At 72.9% G+C, this 20199-nt stretch carries 18 protein-coding genes; 5 read left to right on the top strand and 13 right to left on the bottom strand.

Annotated elements, in window-relative coordinates:
• Positions 1-10 precede the first annotated feature (10 nt).
• Positions 11-1003 (top strand): LacI family DNA-binding transcriptional regulator, encoded by a 993-nt coding sequence (locus AB0J46_RS32265; protein WP_364337951.1) that lies wholly within the window; start codon positions 11-13, stop codon positions 1001-1003.
• Positions 1004-2677: 1674 nt separating this feature from the next.
• On the opposite strand, the gene AB0J46_RS32260 is transcribed toward AB0J46_RS32265, so the two are convergent.
• The 6 genes from AB0J46_RS32260 to AB0J46_RS32235 form a co-directional block, all read right to left on the bottom strand.
• Positions 2678-4165 carry a cation acetate symporter gene (locus AB0J46_RS32260; protein ID WP_357964520.1) on the bottom strand — a complete coding sequence of 496 codons (1488 nt, stop codon included), beginning with the start codon at positions 4163-4165 and terminating at the stop codon, positions 2678-2680.
• Positions 4166-4184: 19 nt separating this feature from the next.
• Positions 4185-4637, bottom strand: coding sequence for a hypothetical protein (locus AB0J46_RS32255; protein ID WP_364337950.1), 453 nt, complete (start codon positions 4635-4637; stop codon positions 4185-4187).
• Positions 4634-5383: a LytTR family DNA-binding domain-containing protein gene (locus tag AB0J46_RS32250; RefSeq protein ID WP_352324464.1), complete on the bottom strand. Its 750-nt coding sequence runs from the start codon at positions 5381-5383 to the stop codon at positions 4634-4636. Before AB0J46_RS32250 ends, AB0J46_RS32255 begins: the two co-directional genes overlap by 4 nt.
• Positions 5384-5495: 112 nt before the next feature.
• Positions 5496-6674, bottom strand: a complete 1179-nt coding sequence (locus AB0J46_RS32245; protein WP_364337949.1) for a histidine kinase — start codon at positions 6672-6674, stop codon at positions 5496-5498.
• A gap of 61 nt (positions 6675-6735) precedes the next feature.
• Positions 6736-7149 (bottom strand): HIT family protein, encoded by a 414-nt coding sequence (locus AB0J46_RS32240; protein WP_364337948.1) that lies wholly within the window; start codon positions 7147-7149, stop codon positions 6736-6738.
• On the bottom strand, positions 7146-7853 hold the full coding sequence (locus AB0J46_RS32235) for a DUF1838 family protein (protein ID WP_364337947.1): 708 nt from the start codon (positions 7851-7853) through the stop codon (positions 7146-7148). The genes AB0J46_RS32240 and AB0J46_RS32235 overlap by 4 nt, the downstream gene beginning before the upstream one ends.
• Before the next feature lie 52 nt (positions 7854-7905).
• On the opposite strand from AB0J46_RS32235, the gene AB0J46_RS32230 reads away from it, so the two are divergent.
• Positions 7906-9462, top strand: a complete 1557-nt coding sequence (locus AB0J46_RS32230; RefSeq protein ID WP_364337946.1) for an MFS transporter — start codon at positions 7906-7908, stop codon at positions 9460-9462.
• Between the two features lie 5 nt (positions 9463-9467).
• Positions 9468-10064, top strand: a complete 597-nt coding sequence (locus tag AB0J46_RS32225; RefSeq protein WP_364337945.1) for a helix-turn-helix domain-containing protein — start codon at positions 9468-9470, stop codon at positions 10062-10064.
• Here the strand turns inward: AB0J46_RS32225 and AB0J46_RS32220 are convergent.
• From AB0J46_RS32220 to AB0J46_RS32200, 5 genes are read right to left on the bottom strand one after another with little or no spacing between them, the layout of a single operon-like run.
• Complete coding sequence (locus tag AB0J46_RS32220; RefSeq protein ID WP_364337944.1) at positions 10051-10488, bottom strand: protease inhibitor I42 family protein; 438 nt, start codon at positions 10486-10488, stop codon at positions 10051-10053. The genes AB0J46_RS32225 and AB0J46_RS32220 overlap by 14 nt on opposite strands.
• Complete coding sequence (locus tag AB0J46_RS32215) at positions 10485-11423, bottom strand: YihY/virulence factor BrkB family protein (protein WP_364337943.1); 939 nt, start codon at positions 11421-11423, stop codon at positions 10485-10487. Before AB0J46_RS32215 ends, AB0J46_RS32220 begins: the two co-directional genes overlap by 4 nt.
• 2 nt (positions 11424-11425) lie before the next feature.
• Positions 11426-12058 (bottom strand): DUF3618 domain-containing protein, encoded by a 633-nt coding sequence (locus tag AB0J46_RS32210; protein ID WP_364337942.1) that lies wholly within the window; start codon positions 12056-12058, stop codon positions 11426-11428.
• Positions 12055-12435 (bottom strand): phage holin family protein, encoded by a 381-nt coding sequence (locus AB0J46_RS32205; protein WP_352356982.1) that lies wholly within the window; start codon positions 12433-12435, stop codon positions 12055-12057. The genes AB0J46_RS32210 and AB0J46_RS32205 overlap by 4 nt, the downstream gene beginning before the upstream one ends.
• 51 nt (positions 12436-12486) lie before the next feature.
• A complete protein-coding gene (locus tag AB0J46_RS32200; protein ID WP_358285249.1) occupies positions 12487-12651 on the bottom strand; it encodes a hypothetical protein in 165 nt (54 codons plus the stop codon).
• A gap of 79 nt (positions 12652-12730) precedes the next feature.
• Here AB0J46_RS32200 and AB0J46_RS32195 point away from each other — a divergent pair, with 79 nt between their 5' ends.
• Both AB0J46_RS32195 and AB0J46_RS32190 read left to right on the top strand, forming a co-directional pair.
• Positions 12731-15637: a DEAD/DEAH box helicase gene (locus AB0J46_RS32195; protein ID WP_364337941.1), complete on the top strand. Its 2907-nt coding sequence runs from the start codon at positions 12731-12733 to the stop codon at positions 15635-15637.
• 2 nt (positions 15638-15639) lie between these two features.
• Positions 15640-16413, top strand: coding sequence for an SWIM zinc finger family protein (locus AB0J46_RS32190; protein WP_364337940.1), 774 nt, complete (start codon positions 15640-15642; stop codon positions 16411-16413).
• A gap of 2 nt (positions 16414-16415) precedes the next feature.
• Here AB0J46_RS32190 and AB0J46_RS32185 read toward each other — a convergent pair whose 3' ends face one another.
• Both AB0J46_RS32185 and AB0J46_RS32180 read right to left on the bottom strand, forming a co-directional pair.
• The gene (locus AB0J46_RS32185; protein ID WP_358285242.1) at positions 16416-17354 is read right to left on the bottom strand and encodes a diacylglycerol kinase family protein; all 939 of its coding nucleotides are present in this window, start codon (positions 17352-17354) and stop codon (positions 16416-16418) included.
• Between the two features lie 79 nt (positions 17355-17433).
• On the bottom strand, positions 17434-20184 hold the full coding sequence (locus AB0J46_RS32180) for an immune inhibitor A domain-containing protein (RefSeq protein WP_364337939.1): 2751 nt from the start codon (positions 20182-20184) through the stop codon (positions 17434-17436).
• Between the last annotated feature and the right edge of the window lie 15 nt (positions 20185-20199).

Genomic DNA, 20199 nt, shown 5'->3' with positions numbered 1-20199 from the left:
GGGGCAGACTATGACAACGCGTAAGCCCACCATGGCGGACGTCGCCCGGCACGCGGGCGTCAGCCTGAAGACGGTGTCCCGTGTGGTCAACCAGGAGCCGCACGTCCGGGCCTCGCTGCAGCAGCGGGTGCACGACTCGATCAGCGCGCTCGGCTTCCGCCGCAACGAGGCCGCCGCCCGGCTGGCCCGCGGTGCGACCATGCTCACGCTCGGCCTGGTGATGGAGAACATCTCCAACGAGTTCTACGCCCGCCTCGCCGCCGCCGTGGAGGCGGCGGCGGCCGAGCACGAGGCGCTGGTGGTGTTCGGTTCGTACGAGGAGCGTCCGGACAAGGAGCGCATGCTCATCGAGTCGATGCACGCGCGGGGCGTGGACGCGCTGATCGTCGTGCCCTCGCCGGCCGACCACGCCTGGCTGGCCGAGCACGGCGGCCCGCGCACGGTCTTCGTCGACCGCGTGCCGCGCGGGCTCGACCGGGCCGACGTGGTCAGGCTCGACGACGAGCGCGGCGGCCGGACGGCGACCGCGCACCTGCTCGCCCACGGGCACCGCCGCATCGCGCTGATCTCCGACGACGACGGGCTGAGCTCGGTGCACGACCGGGCCCGCGGCTACCGGGCGGCGCTGCGCGAGGCGGGGGCGGCGGCCGACGAGGCGCTGGTGGTGCGGGGGGTGTTCGATCCCGGGCGGGTGTCGTACGAGGTGGGGCGGCTGCTCGACCTGCCCGACCCGCCGACGGCGTTCTTCGCGACGAACAACCGGGCGGCGATCGGCGTGCTGGAGGCGTTGCGGGAGCGTCCCGAGCGGCCGGCGTACGTGGGGTTCGACGACTTCGCGCTGGCCGGCCTGTTCAGCCCGGGGGTGACGGTGGTGCGGTACGACATCGGCCGGCTGGCGCGCGGCGCGGTGGAGTTGCTGCTGGATCCCGTCCGCGAGCCGCGGCGGATCACGGTCCCCGTGGAGCTGGTCGTCCGGGGGTCCGGGGAGTTGCCGCCTGCCTGACCTTCCGGTCAAACCTCCCCCAAGTCCCTTATGTCGGAGCCTGATGGGATACGGGAGGGGTAATCGCAGGTCATGGCCGAGAGCAGCCCGTACCGCGATGACCGTACGCCCGAGGAGCAGGCGCTCGGCTCCGGCGCGCCCGCCCGTCCGAACCCTGAGGTCTGCCTGGAGATCTCCGAGATGCGGGTGGAGGAGGCCGGGCCGGAGGGCCGGGCCCCGGGTGCCCGGCGCGGCGGCGCGCAGGCGCGGGCGACGCTGCGGGTGCGGCTGGACGACGTGGCGCACCTCATCGACCACCTCCTGAACGCCGCCCCCCACCTCCTGGACCACCTGACCCCGCCCACCGCCACTCCCCCACCCCGCACCGCCCGCCACGCCTTCCCCCCCACCACCCCCTCCACCCCGGCCTCCCTGTCCTCGGGGAAGACCGCTGCGGGGACGCCTGCCTCGGCGGCGCGGAGAGGCGGGGTGTGGGGAGGCCGACCGGAGGAGGGCGGCGGGGTGCGGCGGGGGTGGCCGAGGGGCGGCGCCCCCTCCTGGCTACCGGAGCGGAAGCACGCGGGCGACCTGGGAGCGGCCACCGGCCGGACCATCCACCACGCGGCCCCCGTCGAGGAGGCCCCGCACACCGTCCCGGGTCACGAGGTGCTCGACGTCGAGACCCACGCCGGCACGGCCGCCAGACCCATGACCGAACGGGCCACCCGGCACAGCGACGCCTCCCACCCGACGCCCCCGACCAGACCGTACTTCGCCCCCGACGAGGGAACCCTCCCGGACGAGCCCCCCACCGCAGGCACCACACCGCACGAACCGCCCGCCGCGGGCACCACGCCGCATGAGCCCTTCCGTCAGGCCCAGGACGTCATGCCCTCGCCTGCGGGCAGTCGTTCCCGCGCGGCCCGGGCCGGCGGCCGAGACCCGGGGCCCGGCCGTTCCAAGGCTCCGCACACCGGCGTCGGTCACCGCCCGGGTCTGGACCCTCCGCCGCAGGAGCCGTCCCATCCGGGCCTCGCTCACCGGATACCGTCCCAACCCGGCCCTCGGCCACAGGCGTCGGCCCAGCCCGCCCGCGCGCCGCAAGCGTCAGCCCAGCAGCAGCCCGGCCGGCCCGTGACCCATCCCGGTAGCACGCCGCAGGAGTGGACCCGTTCGCACATCCCACCCCAGGGGACGGCCCAGCCGCGCCCAGGCCGAACCCCAGCCCCACCCGGCACCGAGCCAGAGGGGTCGGCCCGGCCGGACGTCCCGCGGGAAGGGGCGAGTCAGCCCCGGCCCGGCCGAAGCACGTCCGCACGCGCCACCGGTCCGTACCGCCCCGGCCTGGACCCACCGCCCCAGAGCGAACAGCCCCACGACCAGGGCGGCATCCCGCGTCCCACGGAAAGCGACCGCAAGTCCCGAGCCGCGAGCGCCCAGGGAGGCCCAGTCTCGTCAAGGGCCGCAGGCGGCGCGGGGGCCGTGGGAGGCGCTGGGACCGAAGGCGGCCCTGGGAGAGGAAGGGGTGCCGGATCCGGCGCGGGGGCCGGAGATGTGGCGCACAACGAGGGCGCCAGTGGAAACGGGGTGGCGTCGGAGCGCTTGGGAGGCGTCGCCGCGGGCTGGTCGTGAAGGGCGGGCAGACGCCCACCGGCACGCTCCCGCGCATCGGCCGAGCGCGGGACCGGGGGCGGGTTATGGGGAGCGGGGGTGCCAGTCGCCGCGGTCCAGGTCGAGGTTCTCCGGGGTGTGGAGGCGGACCATTGTGCGGGCCACGCCGGGCGGTACGCGGTGCGGCGTCAGGAACGACACCGACACCATCACCGTGAACGCGATCGGCACCGTCCAAGCAGCCGGCTGGGCCAGCAGCGCCCCCGTGAGCCCCTCGTACGGCCCCCCGGTGATCGTGGCGAGCACGGCCGAGCAGGCGAGCCCGCCCCCCACGAACAGCCCCGCCAGCGCCCCGGTGGTGGTGAGCCGCCGCCACCAGATGCCCAGCACCAGCAGCGGGCAGAACGACGAGGCGGCCACCGCGAACGCCAGCCCCACCACGTCCGCGACCGGCAGCGCCCGCGCCCACAACGCCAGCGCCAGCGGCACGGCGACGGCCATGAGCGTGGCGATCCGGAACGAGCGCACCCCGCCCTTCAGCAGGTCCTGCGCGATCACCCCGGCGACGGACACGGTCAGCCCCGAGGAGGTGGACAGGAAGGCCGCGAACGCCCCGGCCGTGACGAGGGCGGTGAGCAGGTCGCCGAGCGTGCCGCCGATCATGCGGCTGGGCAGGGTGAGCACGACCGCGTCGGTGCGCACCAGGTCGGGGGCGTAGAGGCGGCCGAGCCAGCCGTACAGGGCGGGCAGCAGGTAGAACGCGCCGAGCAGGGTCAGCACGACCAGCGTCGTACGGCGGGCGGCCCGGCCGTCGGGGTTGGTGTAGAAGCGCACGAGCACGTGCGGCAGGCCCATCGTGCCGAGGAACGTGGCCAGGATCAGCGAGTACGTCGAGTAGAGCCCGTACTCCTTGGCCCCGGCCAGCGGCATCTGCCAGGTGGTGGCGTCCTGGACGCTGAGGGCGGGCGCGCCGTCGCCCTTCCAGGCCAGCAGCAGGAACACCAGCGGCACGGCCAGCGCGGTCAGCTTGAGCCAGTACTGGAACGCCTGCACGAACGTGATCGACCGCATGCCGCCGGACAGCACGTTCACCGCCACCACACCCGCGACCAGCAGCCCGCCCGCCCACACCGGCGCGCCGGTGATCGTGCGCAGCACCAGCCCGGCGCTCTGGAACTGCGGCATCAGGTACAGCCATCCGATCAGGACGACGAGCACGCTGGCGGTCCTGCGCACGGTCATCGACTCCAGCCTGGCCTCGGCGAAGTCGGGCAGCGTGTACGCCCCCGAGCGCCGCAGCGGCGCCGACACCAGCACCAGCAGCACCAGGTAGCCGCCGGTCCAGCCGACGGGCAGCCACAACATGTCCACGCCGTAGGACAGGATGAGCCCGGCGACGCCGAGGAAGGAGGCCGCCGACAGGTACTCGCCGCCGATGGCGGAGGCGTTCCACAGGGGGCTGACGGTCCGGGAGGCGACGTAGAAGTCGGAGGTGGTGCGGGAGAACCTGATGCCGTACGCGCCGATGAGCACGGCCGCCGCCATCACGACGACCACCGCGGTGAGGCTCACGAGGGGCCCTTCGCGCCGGTCACCGGCGTTCCACCAGCTCGGCGAAGTGGCGTTCGTTGCGCTCGGCCTGGCGGACGTACAGCCAGGCGCCGATGACGAAGGCGGGGTAGATGAGCCCGGCCAGCACCGCCCACGGCAGGGAGACGCCGAGGACGTCCACCTCGCGCAGTTCGGGGATGAGCAGGAACAGCAGCGGCAGGCCGCCGACCACGCAGGCCAGCACGGTGCAGACGAACAGGGCGAGCCGGAACTGGGTGCGCAGGAGCGAGCGCATGTAGACCTCGCCGAGGCGGGTCTGCTCGTCGATCTCCCTGGTGGCCGGGTAGCGGGAGCGGCGGGCGGCGGCGGTGCGCGGGCTGGTGACGCTGACCCGGCGCGGCGTCTCGGAGCGGCGGAAGGCGTCCATGCGGCGGGCGGCGGGATCGGTGCGCGGCGACCCCGCCGGACGCCCCGGCCGGGGATCGGAGGTCATTCCGTCCTGCCCTTCCTGGCGCGGCGGACCAGCAGGTCGCGCAGCTCGCGGGTGTGCCGCCGGCTCACCGGGAGCTCGGTGTCGCCGACCCGCACGCTGCACCGGCCCGAGTCGATGTGCAGTTCCTCGATGTGCTTGACGGCGACCAGATGGCTGCGGTGCACCCGGACGAACCCGGCCGGGGCCCAGCGTTCCTCCAGCGTGGCGAGCGGGATGCGGACGAGGTGGCTGCCGTTCGCGGTGTGCAGCCGGGCGTAGTCGCCCTGGGCCTCCACGTAGAGCACGTCGGCGCTGGAGACGAACCGGGTCACGCCGCCGAGCTCGACGGGGATGGTGTCGCTCTCGCCGGTCTCGGCGGGCACGTCGGCCGAGACCGCCACGCGCCTGATGGCCTCGGCGAGCCGTTCGGGACGTACCGGTTTGAGCAGGTAGTCCTCGGCCTTGATCTCGAAGGCGTCCACCGCGTGCTCCTCGTACGCGGTGACGAACACGACCCGCGGCGGGTTGGCGAACTGCGACAGCAGCCGTCCGAGCACGACGCCGTCCAGGCCGCGCATGCGGATGTCGAGGAAGACGGCGTCGATCGGGCGGCCCTCGGCGATGCCGCGGTCCAGCAGGCGCAGCGCGGCCGCCCCGTCGCGCGCCGTCACCACCTCGCCGATGCGGGCGTCGGCGCGGAGCAGGTAGGACAGGTCCTCCAGCGCGGGTAGCTCGTCGTCCACCGCCAGGACGCGCAGCCCGGTCACACGTCACTCCTCACACCTCGAATGCATTAGACAGTGATGAAACCGGCACCAAACGTCAAGGCCGTCACGGCGGGGTCACAGGTGGGGGCAGGTGTGGAAAGTCGGCGGGAGGTCAGCGGGCCGAGACGCCGGGGTGGTACTTCGGCAGGCGCACGTTGACCTTGGTGCCCGCGCCCGTGCCGGTCTCGACGACCAGGCCGTATTCGTCGCCGTAGACCTGGCGGAGCCGTTCGTCGACGTTGGCCAGGCCGACGCCGCCGGTGGGGGCGATCTCGCCGGCCAGGATGCGGCGCAGCCGGTCGGGGTCCATGCCGAGGCCGTCGTCCTCGACGCTGATGCGGCACTCGGCGCCGGCGTCCTCGGCGATGATCGTGATGCGGCCGACGCCGTTGCGGCTCTCCAGGCCGTGCCGGACGGCGTTCTCGACCAGCGGCTGCAGGCACAGGAACGGCACCGCGACCGGCAGCACCTCGGGGGCGATGCGCAGGGTGACCTGCAACTGGTCGCCGAACCTGGCGTGTTCGAGGGTGAGGTAGCGCTCGATCGAGTGCAGCTCCTCGGCCAGCGTGGTGAACTCGCCGTGCCGCCGGAAGGAGTAGCGGGTGAAGTCCGCGAACTCCAGCAGCAGCTCGCGGGCGCGTTCTGGGTCCGTACGGACGAAGGAGGCGATCGTGGTGAGCGAGTTGTAGATGAAGTGCGGCGAGATCTGCGCGCGCAGGGCCCGGACCTCGGCCTCCATGAGCAGCGTGCGCGAGCGGTCGAGCTCGGCCAGCTCCAGCTGCGAGTTCACCCAGCCGGCCACCTCCTGCGCCGCCCTGACCAGGCCGGCCGAGGCGTTCTGCCCGTAGGCGGCCAGCGCGCCGACCAGGCGGTCGTCGGTGGTGAGCGGGACGACGACGGCGTGCCGGATCGGGCATTCGAGCAGCTCGCAGTCGATGGTGAGCACCTGGGTGCGGCCGTCCCGCAGGGTGGCGGCGGCGTGCTCGAACGCCTGGGCGGCGTGGTGGTCGCCGGCGCCGTCGTAGACGAGCAGGCGCTCGCGGTCGGTGATCGCGAGCGCGGCCGAGCCGAGCAGCGCGCGCAGGTGGCGGGAGGCGCGCTCGGCGCCCTCGGGGGTCAGCCCGGCCCGCAGCGGCGGCCCGGCCATGGAGGCGGTGTGCAGGGTCTCGAACGTGGCCCGCTCGGCCGGGCTGGTGCCCAGCTCGCGGCGGCCTCGCATGACGCGCCAGAGCACGATCGCGGGCACGCCCACCAGCACGGCCACGACGGTGACGCCGACCAGGTACTCCACGCGCCCCGAGCCTAGCGCCCGCCGCCGCCCGTCCCGCCGCCGCCCATCCCGCCGGCCACCCTCACCCGGCCGCCAGCGCCTTGGCGACGGCCGCCGCGTAGGTCTCGGCCTCCTGCGCGGAGTCGTAGGTGGTGCGCGGCCAGAAGAAGCCGCGCAGCCCGTCCTTGCGGTTGCGCGGCACGACGTGCACGTGCAGGTGGGGCACGCTCTGGCTGACCCGGTTGTTCACTGCCACGAACGTGCCGGCCGCCTCCAGCCCCTCCTCCACGGCCCTGGCCATGGCCTGCACCCGGGAGAAGAACGGCCCGACGTCGGCGAGGTCGGCCAGCGTCTCGACGTGCAGCCGGGGCACGACGAGCACGTGCCCCTTGAAGACCGGGCGGGTGTCGAGGAAGGAGACGGCCACCTCGTCGGAGCTCACCACGTGGGCGGGACGCGCGCCGGCGATGATCTCGCAGAACAGGTCGGTGCTCACCGCCCGACCTTATCGGCGAAGGCCGTCCAGCTCGTCATGTTGGGCGTGGTCCACTCGTCGGGGGCGTGCAGGAAGTGCTCGCCGACGCGCTCGCGCAGCCGCCCGGGGACGTCGGCGACCTTGGCCCCCCGGCAGTGGTAGACCAGCCCGCCCGGCCGCTGTCCCATGGCCATCCAGGGCAGCCAGGGCGAGACCCGGCACCAGGAGAAGACCGCCGGCACGTCGGGCATGCCGGACTCGACGTCGGCGGCCGAGGCGAAGAACTGGAACAGCTCCAACGCCCGATACGTGTCCCGAGCCGAGTTTTCCGGATATTTCGCGACAGGGAGCGGCGAAGGGTAGGAAAGGCGGATGTCGGCGTTGTACACGACCTGGTCCCCCAACCGCGTCACCGGCACCGGATAGGCCCCGAGCCGCTGGTTGACCGGGTCGTTGAAGACGTGCTGCACCTCGACGGACCGCCCGGTGAGCGGGTTGTCCCACACGTCGATCGGTTCCCTGGTCCTCGGGTCGAGGTAGAGCGCCGCCTCCCTGGTCAGCAGCTCCCAGCCGCCGTCGGCCGGGCGCGCCCGCGCCACGTTCAGCCCCTCGAAGCCGAACAGGTGGTGGGGGCCGTCGTCGTCCTGCCAGCCGTAGACGTCGCCGGTCCAGTAGGAGATCGTCTCGGCGCCGTCGGCCGAGGCACGCACCCGGATGAAGTCCATGATCCGGAGCTTACCCCTTGTTTCGAGACAGCATGTTGCTATCTTTAGGGACATGGTGTCGCTAAATGAGCGGATCCGGCAGAGCTGGCTCCCGCTGATCGTGCTCGGCGTCGGGATGTCGATGATCATCATCGACGCGACGATCGTGAACGTCGCCGTCCCCGCGATCATGGGCGATCTGGGGTTGTCGGCCACGGACGTCGAATGGGTCAACTCCATCTACTCCCTGGCCTTCGCCTCCCTGCTCATCCCCCTCGGCCGGACCGGCGACGTGCACGGCAGGCGCCGGATGTTCGCCGTCGGCCTGGTGGTGTTCCTGGCCGCGAGCATGCTGGCCGCCTCCGCGCCGAGCGGCGCGCTGCTCATCGCCGCCCGCGTCGTCCAGGGCGTCGGGGCGTCCATGGTGGTCCCGATGACGCTGGCGATCATCAACTCCCTCTACACGGGCTCGCGCCGGACGATCGCCTTCGCCGTCTGGGGCTCGATCATCGGCGGCATGGCCGCGCTCGGCCCGCTGCTCGGCGGCTGGGTGGTGACCGACTTCGGCTGGCGCTGGGCGTTCTGGGTGAACCTGCCGATCGGCCTGCTCGTGCTGCTCGGCACGGCCCGGGTGCCGGAGTCGAAGGACGCGGCGGCGGGCGGCTCGGACGTCCCCGGCGTGCTGCTGTCGGTGGTCGGCCCGGCCGCGCTGGTGTTCGGCCTGATCGAGGGCCAGCGCTACGGCTGGTTCACGCCGACCGGCGAGGCCACGCTGTTCGGGTGGACCTGGCCGCTCGGCGGCGTCTCGCCGATCCCGTTCGCCTTCGGGCTCGCGGCGCTCGCGCTGGCCGCGTTGCTGCTGGTCGAGCGCTCGCGGGCACGATCGGGCCGCCCGGTCGTACTGGACCTGTCGCTGTTCGCCATCCCCTCCTTCAGGTACGGCGGCGCCGCCGCGATGATCATCAGCCTCGGCGAGTTCGGCCTGATCCTGGTGCTGCCGCTGTTCCTCCAGGCGGCCATGGGGTTCACCGCGTTCGCCACCGGGCTGATCATCGCCTCGCTGGCCGGGGGCACGTTCCTGGCGGGCGGCGTCGTCCCGCGGCTCGACCTGGCGCCCAGGGTCATCGTGCGGCTGGGGCTCGTCCTGGAGGCCGTGGGCGCGATCGCGATCGGCCTGGCCGTCTCCCCCTCGCTCGGCCCGTGGACGCTGGTGCCGTGGCTCGTCCTGTACGGCGTCGGCGTCGGCTTCGCCTCGGCCCAGCTCCCGAACGTGATGCTCGCCGACGTGCCCGCCCGCCGCTCCGGCGTGGCCTCCGGGCTCCAGAGCACGATCCGCCAGCTCGGCGCCGCCGTCGGCATCGCGGTGCTGGGCGCCGTCCTGGTCACCGGTCTGGACGCGGCGATGGCCGAACGCCTGCCCGGCGAGCCCGCGCTCGGGCGGGCCGTACGGGAGAGCGCCGGCGCGGCCATCGCGGCGATCAGGGACCCCGCCGGCCACGCCGCCGCGGTCGCGGCGGGCGCCGACGCCACCCGCCGGGTCACGATCGTGACCGGCATCGTGCTGTTCGGCGGCGTCGGGGCGACGTTCCTGCTGCCCGATACTGGGAGGAGACGACGCGAGGAGGAGTGAGTCCGGTGCCGAGGATCAGCGCGGCGACGGTGGCCGACCATCGGGCCAGCCAGCACGCGGCCCTGCTGGCGGCCGCCATGGAGGTCCTGGCGGCCGAGGGCCCGGCCGGGCTCACCCCCGCCGCCGTGGGCGCGCGGGTCGGGCTGGCCCGCTCCAGCGTCTACCGCTACTTCTCCTCCACCGCCGACATCCTGGCCCAGCTCGTGGAGGACGCGATCCCCCGCTGGGCCGACCGGCTCGTCACGGCCACCCGCGACGGCGGGCTGGAGGAGCGGGTGCGCGCCTTCGGCGCCGTGTCGCTGGCGTCCGTGACCAGCCCCGACCACGCGCTGCTGCGCGCGGTGGCCGCGGTCGATCTGCCCGCCGAGTGCCGCCACCGGCTCGACCAACTGCACGAGTCGATGATCGAGCCGCTGCGCGGGCTGCTCGCCGAGGCCGGGGAACCGCATCCCGACCTGGTGGCCCACCTGGGGTGGAGCATCCTGGGCGAGGGCCGCCGCCGCCTGGCCGCGTGCGCCGACACCGGCGCCGAGGCCGAGGCCGAGGTGATCACCGCGACCACCCTCGACGTGTTGTGCCGGGCCGTGCTCAGCGCACGGTGATCTCGAAGACCGCCTCGCCCGACTGCCGCCTGCTCTGCTCGTCGGGCGGCGTCGAGCTCTGGCCGCACCGCCAGCAGTCGCGCAGCGTGATCTCGGCGGCGCCCGGGCTCTTGGTGTTGAAGACGAAGTAGGCGGTGCCGCCGCTGCCGGGGCCCTGGCCCGCGCTCTTGCGCTCCTCGCTGATGTAGGAGACCACCCTGGCGTCGGGCACCGCCGCCAGCCGCCAGTTGTCGCCCACCGACGGGTTGTCCGGGACGGCCAGCGAGAACCGCTGCCCGGGGCGCAGCTCGGCGCGCACGGTCGTGCCCTTGGCGCCCTTGACGACGGTGCCGAAGTCGCTGACCGCCGAGCCGTCGCCGCAGCCGGCCACCAACCCCGAGGTCAGCAGGGCGAGTGCGGCGACGACGGCCTTTCCACGCTTCACTCGGGAAGGCTATCCTCCTTCGGCGGGTCCCGGGGCTCCACGTACGGCTCCTGCCCGACGGGCTCGCCCTCGGCGATCTGGCGTTCCCTGATGAGCTCGGCGTCCAGCTCGGCGCCCAGCAGCAGGGCCATGTTCGACAACCACAGCCAGATCAGGAACACCACGACGCCGGCCAGCGTGCCGTAGGTCTTGCCGTAGGACCCGAAGTGGGCCACGTACAGGGCGAAGCCGCCGGAGACCACGACCCAGAGCACCACCGCGAGCAGCCCGCCGGGGGTGATCCAGCGCACGCCGGGCTGGCGCACGTTCGGCGCGGCCCAGTAGAGCACCATGATCAGCCCGGCCGCGACGAGCGCGAGGACGGGCCATTTCAGGATGTCCCAGGCGGTCACCAGCGCGCTGCCCAGGCCGAGCGCCTTCCCGACGCTCCTGGCCAGGTCGCCGGTCAGCGCGACGGAGATCGCGCCGAGCGCCAGCAGCACGGTGGCCAGCACGGTGAGCCCGATCCGGAGCGGGGTCACCTTCCAGAACGGACGCCCCTCGTCGATGTCGTAGATGGTGTTGCCGGCCCGGATGAACGCGCCGATGTAGCCCGACGCCGACCAGAGCGCGACCAGCAGGCCGACGATCGCGACCAGGCCGGCCGAGGCCGCGTTCTCCTGGACCGACCGCACGCCCGTGACGATCAGGGAGCGCACCTCGTCGGGCGCCAGCACCACGAGGTTGCCGACCAGGGTGGCGGTGTCGCGCCTGCCGAGCAGGCCGAACACCGACACCAGCACGATCAGCGCGGGGAAGATGGACAGGACGGCGTAGTAGGTGAGCGCTGCCGCGAGGTCCTGGACGCCGTCGTTGCGGAACTCGACGACGGTGCGTTTGAGCACGCTCCACCAGGCCCTGCGCGGCAGTTCCGCAGGTCTTTCGGGGGAACGCACGCCTACTTCGCCCTGTTGCGCTTCCTGAGCCGCCGCACGACGAGGGCCGTCACCGCCGCCGCCGCGGCCAGCAGCAGCACCGGACGCTTGCGCGCCCCGGTGGCGGCGTCCTTGACCTGGTGGGGGGTGGCCTCGCGGACCTTGCCGGCGACCTCGCCGGCCATGCCCTTGGCCGTGCCGGTCACCTCGGCGGCCTTGCCCTTGGCCACGCCGGTCATCTCGGCGACCTTGCCCTTGGCCGCGCCGGCCGCCTCGGTGGCCCGGCCCTTCAGGTCGGCCTTGTGGGCCAGGGCGCTGACCGTGTCGCCCAGTTCGTTCCTGGTCTCCTTGATGCTTTTTCGCACGTCGTCCTCTTCCTCGTCGTCCTCGCCACGGCCCCCGCCCCCGCCCAGCGACTCCTCCTCGACCGCGCGGCTCTCCACCGCCTCGGTCCGGTCGTCGGGCACGGGGGTCTCGGGGATGAAGGTCTCGTGTTCCTGCCGGGCCAGTTCGGCCCGTTTGGCGTTCTCCGCAGCCCCCGGTCTCGTCGGCGGCACGTTGATCGACTCGCGTTCGGTCGGCGTGCCGACGGTCGCCCTGCGGGCGCCCACGTCACCGGCGTGCTGCTCGCTGTATCCGGGGTCCGTCTCGCTCATCGGCGTGCCCTCTCCTTGACCATGTCGATATCGGCCTTGACGCTCGCGATGGTCTCCTCGGGGACCGGCGGCGTGGCCTGTTTCACCTGGTTCTTTCCGGTCAGGCCGAGCAGGGCGGCGGCGATGAGCAGGACCGCCCCCACGATCGCGGCGGCCGCCCACGCGGGCATGACCAGGGCGAGGAGCAGGACGACGGCGGTCACCAGCGCGGCAGCGCCGAAGAACGCGGCCATCCCGGCCGCGCCGAACAGCCCCGCGCCGAACCCGGCGCGCCTGCCCTTCTCCGCGAGCTCCAGCCTGGCCAGGCGCAGCTCGTCCTTGACGAGCCGGGAGACCTGGTCGGACAGATCACTGACCAGCTTGTGGGTATCGTTCACGACGTCGCCTCCTCCGCTGAGGAAGGCGACTACCCAGCTGACCGCCTGTTATTACCTCTTGGCGGCCTTCAGCAGGAACCGGAGGACGGACGCCACCGGCGACTCGGGCGCTTCGCACCAGTTGTCCGGCTGCTTCGGCTTGCTCCACGGTGCGGGCAGCTCGCACGAGGGAGCCTGCGGCTCAGGCCGCTCACACCACGATCCGGGAGTGTTCATCCTTCGATGGTACGACTTCCGGCCCGGCCCGCAGAAGACCCGCGGACCGGTCGCTCCAGGCCGGCGGTAACCTGCCGGGGTGCTGGTACATGGGGTGTGGGCGGGTGACGGGCTCGCCTTCTGGGGAGAGGTTCCCGGCCGGGCCGCCGCCGTGTCCCGCGGGGCGGGCGCGCGGCCCCATCCGTTCGCCGCGTCCCCTGCCGAGCTGGCCGGCGCGCCGGGCCTCGGGGTGGGCGGGCCGTCCAGGGAGCTGGAGCTGCTGCTGCCGGGGTCGGCCAAGGGGCCGCTGCCCTCGCCGGAGACGGGGCTGCTGACCGAGGTGGTCAGGCCGCGGCTGCTGCCGTGGCGGGTGCTCGCGGTCGTGCTGCCGCCCGCCGAGGCCCTTGCCGCGCTGGACGGCCTTCCGGGCGACGCCACCGCCACCGTCCGCCACTGGGCCGCCGTCGCCGCGCTCGCCCGCGACCTCGTGGGCCGTGGCCGGGTCGTCCCCCAGCTCGTCTCCGTGCCCGATGCCGACGGGGCCGCGCTGGCCCTGTGGCGGCCCGTGCTGACCGGGGCCGACGCCGCCTACTTCCGCGACCTGGCCCTGGCCATGCCGCCCGCCTGCCGCACCTGGGCCGCCGAGCGCCCGGCCGCCGGGGTGCAGCTCCAGGCGCTGGAGGCGTTCACCGACGCGCTCGTCCGGCAGGCCGTCACCACTCCCCTGGCCGCCCCCTCTGCCGCCGCCCCGGCGACGCCGCGGGAACGGTGGCTGGCCGCGCTGACCGGCGACCCGGCCTGCCCCGACGACCCGGGGCTGCGCGAGGAGCTGGACCGCTGGCGGGCGGCCGTCACGGCGGCCGAGGGCGCCACCCGCGTCTGCTTCCGCCTGCTCGAACCGGCCGCCGGCGACGACTGGCGGGTCGAGCTGGCGTTGCAGGCCGCCGACGACCCCAGCCTGTACGTCCCCGCCGCCCGCGTCTGGGACGGCGAGAAGGGCCTGCCCGGCCGGCCGGAGCGCGAGCTGCTGGCCGGGCTCGGCCGGGCCGTGCGGCTCTACCCGGAGCTGGACCGGGCCCTGCGCGTGCCGGAGCCGAGCGAGCTGACCCTCGACACGGCGGGCGCGTTCGGCTTCCTGCGCCAGGCCGCGCCGCTGCTCCAGGCGGCCGGGTTCGGGGTGCAGCTGCCGCGCTGGGCGGGCCGTACGCGGCTCGGGCTCAAGCTCACCACCAGGACCAAGCCCCAGACGGCGGCCGTCAGCCAGGGCTTCGGGCTGCGCGAGCTGGTCGACTTCCGCGTCGACCTGGCGGTGGGCGAGGAGACGATCAGCGAGGCGGAGCTGGCCGAGCTGGCCAGGCTCAAGGTGCCGCTGGTCCGGGTCCGCGGCCAGTGGGTGGAGCTGGACGACCGGCAGCTCAAGGCCGCGCTGCGGGCCGTGGAGGGGGTGCGCGCGGGCGAGGCGGCGGCGGCCGACCTGCTGCGCCACGTGATCCAGGGCGACGACGAGCTGCCGTTGCTGGCGGTCGACGCCGACGGCGTGCTCGGCGACCTGCTGTCGGGCCAGGCCGAGCGGCGGCTCACCCCGCTGGCGACCCCGCCGGGCCTGGACGCCGTGCTGCGGCCCTACCAGGAGCGCGGGCTGGCGTGGCTGAGCTTCCTGTCGGAGCTGGGCCTCGGCGGCGTGCTCGCCGACGACATGGGCCTGGGCAAGACGGTCACCACGCTGGCGCTGCTCGTCCACGAGCGGGCCGCCGCGCCCACGCTGCTGGTCTGCCCGATGTCGCTGGTGGGCAACTGGCAGCGGGAGGCGGCCAGGTTCGCCCCGGGGCTGCGCGTGTACGTCCACCACGGCCCCGGCCGGGACGCCGCCCGCATCGCGGCGGCCGACCTGGTGATCACCACGTACGGCACCGCCCACCGCGACCTGGAGACCCTGCGGGAGCACGAGTGGCGCCGGGTGGTGTGCGACGAGGCCCAGGCGATCAAGAACAGCGGCACCCTCCAGGCCCGCGCCGTCCGGTCGATCCCCACCGGCACCCGGCTGGCCCTGACCGGCACGCCGGTCGAGAACCACCTCGCCGAGCTCTGGTCGATCATGGAGTTCGCCAACCCGGGCCTGCTCGGGCCGCGGGCCCGCTTCCGCACCCGGTTCCAGGAGCCCATCGAGGCCCGCCAGGACGAGCAGGCCGCCGACGCGCTGAAGCGGGCGACGGGCCCGTTCATCCTGCGCCGGCTCAAGACCGACCGGTCCGTCATCTCCGACCTGCCGGAGAAGATCGAGATCAAGGAGTGGTGCCCGCTCACCCCCGAGCAGGCCACCCTCTACCAGGCCGTCGTGGACGACATGCTGGCCCGGATCGACGACAGCGAGGGCGTCGAGCGGCGCGGCCTGGTGCTGTCGGCCATGGCCAGGCTCAAGCAAGTCTGCAACCACCCGGCCCACCTGCTCAAGGACGGCTCCCGCCTGGCCGGCCGGTCGGGCAAGCTGGCCCGGCTGGAGCAGCTGGCCGAGGAGGTCCTGGCCGAGGGCGAGAAGGCGCTGCTGTTCACGCAGTACGCCGAGTTCGGCACGATGCTCCAGCCCTACCTCGCCCAGCGGCTCGGCCGCCCGGTCCTGTGGCTGCACGGCGGCCTGCCCAAGAAGACCCGCGACCGTCTGGTCGAGCGTTTCCAGCACGATCCGGAGCCGATGTTGTTCCTGCTGTCGCTCAAGGCGGCCGGCGTCGGGCTCAACCTGACGGCGGCGAGCCACGTCGTCCACGTCGACCGCTGGTGGAACCCGGCCGTGGAGGACCAGGCCACCGACCGGGCCTTCCGCATCGGCCAGCGCAGGAACGTCCAGGTGCGCAAGCTGATCTGCGCGGGCACCCTCGAAGAGCGCGTCGACCAGATGATCGAGCGCAAGAAGGCGCTGGCCGAGCGGGTGGTCGGCGCCGGTGAGGAGTGGCTGACCGACCTGTCCACCGACGAGCTGCGCGAGGTGTTCCGCCTCACGGGAGGGTCCTGACCATGCCCGACTGGTACGACGGCGGCGGCCCCATCGAGGTCGAGGGCGGCCTGCGGGCCCGGTCGCGGCGCGGCAGCATCGGCTCGGCCTGGTGGTCCAGGCGCTTCGTCGACATCCTGGAACGCGTCTGCGACAAGGGCCGCCTGTCCCGCGGCCGCGCCTACGCCCGCAAGGGCCAGGTGCTCTCGATCGACCTGTCGGCGGGGCTGGTCCGGGCGTCCGTGCAGGGGTCGCGGCCGAAGCCGTACGACGTCGTGGTCAGGATCGACGTCTACGGCGAGGACGTGTGGGCGCGGCTGGAGGAGGCCGTCGCGGCGCAGGCCGTCCACCGGGCCAGGCTGCTGGCCGGGGAGATGCCGGTCGAGATCGAGGAGCTGTTCGCCGCCCATGGCGCCGACCTGTTCCCGCGCGACCTGGACATGGAGTGCTCGTGCCCCGACTGGGGGTTCCCGTGCAAGCACCTGTCGGCCGTGCTCTACCTGCTGGCCGAGTCGTTCGACGACGACCCGTTCCTGGTGCTGGCCTGGCGCGGGCGCACCCGCGAGCAGCTGCTCGGCTCGCTGGCCGACGACCCGCCCGCGCCCGACCCGCTGGAGGTGGCCGACGTGCCGTTCGCCGACCGGCTGGCCGACTTCTACGCCCCCGGCGCCACCGCGCACCGCCCGGAACGCCGCCCCGCCGCGGCCGCCCCCGACCTGCTGCCGCGGGTCTTCCCGCCGCCCGCCGGCCTGGCGGACGCGCTCGCCCCCGCCTACCGGGCGCTGGGCGAGGGCTGAGGTCAGTTGTCCTCGAAGGAGTCGGGGACCATCACGCGCACGCCGTTGGGCACCACGCGCAGCGTGATCGGAGTGCGCAGGCGCACCTCGCCGTCGACGTCGGCGGCCATCGGCGGGTCGGTCTCCAGCAGCATCTCCCGGCCGACCACGAACGGGCCGCCCGCCAGGCTGCGCCAGCGGCCGGTGGTCGCGCGCAGCAGCGTCTCGCCGAGCAGGCGCAGCTTCTTGCCCGAGCCGAGCTGGTAGGCCACCAGCATGCCGTTGTCGATGCTGATGTCCTTGGCCACCTGCCAGCCGCCGTGGAAGCGGCCGTTGGCGATGTTGAGCTGGTGGGTGAGCAGCTCGTGGCGCTGGCCCTCGACGGTGATGTAGGCCCGGAAGGGCCGGTGGCCCGGCAGCACGGTCAGCGCGGTCATCGGGTAGGCCGGACGGCCCACGATGCGCTTGAGCCACGGCTTGACCCGGCCGGCCACCTCGACCGAGACCCCGAAGCTGGCCAGGTTGGCGAAGGGCCGGTCGCCGGCCATGCCGAGGTCGATGTCGGCGACCTTGCCGGTGGAGAACACCCGGATGGCGCCGGCCAGGTCGAGCGGCAGGCCGAGGCTCCTGGCGAAGTTGTTGGTGGTGCCGAGCGGCAACACGCCGAGCGCCACGTCGCGGTGGGCGACGTGGCGCACGGCCGAGGAGAGGGTGCCGTCGCCGCCGCCCACGATCAGCAGGTCGGGGTCGGTGGCGAGAGCGGTGTCGAGCAGGTCGCGCAGCCGCTTGGGGTTGTAGACCGACAGCTCGGCCAGCGGCTCGAACCCCAGGTTGTGCAGCTGCTCGATGACCTCGAAGTAGTGGCGGCGGCCGCGGCGTGAGCGAGTGTTCACCACCACCGCCACCCGGCGATCCCGCCGGATCGCCTCAGTGTGCTCGATCTTGGTGCGCAGTTCGCTCATGGTCATCAATCGTAGGCGCTGTGTCCGCCGCTCAGTGCTGGATCGGGGGGCCGCCGGAGACCCGGCGGCCCTCCTCACGTTACTTCTTCGGCGGGACGACCTGGACGATGGCGCCCAGGTTGCCCGGCAGCGGGCTGATCAGCTTGAACTGCACGCCCAGCGCCTTGCCCTCGTCGCCGGGGTTGCCCGAGCCGGCGACGTGGCCGTCGCCGAGGTCGGTCCCGTACAGCTCGGTGGCGGGGGTGCCGTCCAGGTGCACCACGCGGGTGCTGTACGGCTGGTCGCCCTTGCTCGGCACCACCGTGGAGGCGTCGAAGTCACGGTAGTAGAGCGAGCCGTTCTGCAGCTCGAAGCCCGGAACCCAGGTCTTCGCGTCGGTGAAGGCCGGCACGCCCTTGAGCGCGGGGACGTTGGTGCAGTACTCGCTGAAGGGCTCGTCCGGCGCCTCCAGGCACTCCTTCAGCGGGTAGGTCTTGTTGAAGGAGAACGCCGCGTTCGAGGACTGCGTACGGCCCTCCAGGTTCTTGTGCCTGGTCGGGTCCTTCTCGGCGGCGGTGCCGGTGCGGCGCAGCGGGTCGTAGTGCGAGTCCACGACCAGCAGGCTGCCCTTGGAGCCGATGCTCGGCGGCAGGGTCAGGTTGTTGACCACCGAGTTGTTGGTGAAGGTCGAGTCGCGGTACCAGACCAGCAGGCCGGGCGCGTTGTACTTGACCTTCTCGACCTTCCACGCCCCGTCGCGGGAGTAGTTGGTGTCGTAGGCGTACTGCAGGCCCTTGTCGAAGCCGTCGAAGTTGCGCCACTCGGCGAGGTAGAAGCGGGAGATCTCGCGCGAGCCGTTGTTGACGGTCCAGCCCTGGCCGCTGGTGTTGGTGAACGTGCCGCCGGTGGCCTTCCAGCCGTTGTCGCCGTTCTCGACGTCGTCGCTCCAGACGGCGGTGCCGCCGTTGGTGAGCGAGAAGTCGTCGGCGTGCCAGCCGCGCGGCTCGAAGGCGGCGTCGGTGTTGTAGGTCAGGCGCAGCTTGATCGACTGCCCGGCGTACGGCGTCAGGTTGACGTAGTCGTGCCGCCACTGGCCGCCGGTGTCACCGGTGAGCCCGTACTTCTTGTTGCCGAACGTCTTGAGGTTCTTGTTCGGGTCGGGGTAGCCGTCGGGGGTGCTGACCTCGGTGCCGGCCTCGTCGTAGACCTTGAGCTGGGTCCAGGTCTGGCCGCCGTCGGTCGAGACCTCCACGAAGCCGAAGTCCCAGTCCTGCTCGATCTCGTAGTTGTTCCACATCCAGAACCGCACGTCGGAGCCCGCGGGCACCGGGACGTCGCGGGTCAGGGTCTGGTTGGCCCAGTCCTGGTCGAGGTTGGACCACCAGGCCTTCGTGCCGCTGTGCGGGTCGATCATCTTCAGCGGCGTGGAGGCCAGGTTCACCCGGACGCCGTCCTCGGTGAGCTTGGGCGTGCGCGAGGACTGCCCGACGGTGACGAGCCTGCTGGCGTCACCCGGGTTGAACGTCTTCGGGTTGGCCCAGCCGAGCACCCACTTGTCCCACAGGCCCATGTGCGTGGGCATGGACTGGAAGATGGGGCCGGAGTGGGAGCCGCTGGACATCAGGTCCCAGAAGTCCACCGCGGAGCTGGCCTGGCCGCTGGTGTCGTACAGGTCGGGCAGGCCCAGGTCGTGGCCGTACTCGTGGGCGAAGACGCCGACGCCGGAGTCCTCGGGCTGCACGATGTAGTTGGAGATCTTCTTGTCGCTGCCGGGGATCTTGTAACCGCCCGCGACCGCGCTGGAGTGCGCCCAGATGGCGTAGGTGCCCTCGGCGCCGCCGTCGGAGGACTTGTCCTTGCCGGCGTGCACCATCACCAGGTGGTCGATGACGCCGTCGGGCTCGTCGAAGTTGCCGTCGCCGTCGGAGTCGGCCACGTCCTCCTGGTCGTAGTCGGCCCACGGGAAGTTCGGCTGGGCCGCGGCCAGGGCGTTGACCGTGTCGATGGCGAGCTGGCCCGCGCCGGTCGGGTTGCTGGGGTGGCCCGACATGTCCTGCGGCTGGCCACCACAGGCCGCGGCGCCGTAGTACGCCTCGGAGTGGGGGGCCTTGATCCAGCCGACGGCCGAGCCGGTGACGGAGTAGGCGCCCTTGGACAGCTCCTCGTACATCTTCTTCATCGTGAAGCCGGAGATGTCGATGCCGGGCTTGCCGTCGCGCGGGTCCTTCAGGTCCTTGCGCACGCGCTCGGTGATGCCCTTGTCGCTGTAGAGCATCTTGTTGAAGTGGTCGGTGCTGAAGTCCTTGAGCCAGAAGGAGTTGTTGTCCTTCTGCGGCAGCGTCGCCGGGTCGGGGATGTTGTTGTGCAGCGGGCCGTTCTTGAGCGTGCCCGGCGGCTCGACCACGCAGTCGTCCGGCGGGCTGTCGGTGGTGCGCAGCCGGTTGAAGCCGGAGAAGTCGTCGTTCGCCTGCTCGTTGAACTCGACCAGGACGGTGAGGAGCTTGGCGGTCTTGACCTGCTTGGAGTTCTTGAAGATCCATTCAGCCGGGTTGCGGCCGGTCCTGATGGCCTGGTTCTCGCGGGCGGCGAGGACGCGGGCCGCGGCGGGGTTCCCGCTGACGAACTTCCTGTCGAACTTCTCCGCCGGTGAGAGCGAGCGGGCCTTGCCCTTGTTCAGGCCGGGTTCCTGCGGCTCCTTCTCGACCCGCGGGGGAGCGTAGTTGATGTAGTAGTCCGCCGCCGTGGGCTGGTAGCTGGCCACTGACGTGGCCTGGGCCGCCGGGACGGTCAGCGCGGCGCCGAGGAGGGCGACCGCCGGGAACACGACTAACAGGCGCTTTGAGCTTGGCACCAGGTACCCTCTCTG

Origin of the sequence: Nonomuraea sp. NPDC049758 (assembly GCF_040674635.1) — a bacterium.
Taxonomy (GTDB): Bacteria; Actinomycetota; Actinomycetes; order Streptosporangiales; family Streptosporangiaceae; genus Nonomuraea.
This window is presented reverse-complemented; position numbering and strand designations above follow the sequence as displayed.